General features: G+C 53.3%; 1 protein-coding gene. It reads right to left on the bottom strand.

Features of this window, described 5'->3' with window-relative positions:
- A partial coding sequence (locus ACTV8E_RS20735) for a LysR substrate-binding domain-containing protein (RefSeq protein ID WP_443200703.1) occupies positions 1-225 on the bottom strand: 225 nt, incomplete at both ends.

The following is a 225-nucleotide window of genomic DNA, read 5'->3' as shown; positions in this document are numbered from 1 at the left end:
ACGGGGATGAACCGAGACGTGATAGGAGTTCTGGTATTGCGATAGGGTCAATTGCCCCTCGATCTTGGGGTGATTCGAACTGGCAATAACCACGAGCTCTTCCTCACGTAATGGCTCGTATCTCAATTCGTCGTCGTCGAAGTGCAAATAGTCGATCGCCAGATCCAACTCGCCGGTCCCCAGGCGCTTGACCAAAATGTCCGCATCGTCCGAGTGCACAGAAAG

The organism is Pseudomonas sp. B392_1p, assembly GCF_052245235.1.
Taxonomy (GTDB): domain Bacteria; phylum Pseudomonadota; class Gammaproteobacteria; order Pseudomonadales; family Pseudomonadaceae; genus Serpens; species Serpens gallinarum.
The sequence above is the reverse complement of the archived record's forward strand: the minus strand, read 5'-3'. Positions and strand labels throughout refer to the sequence as shown.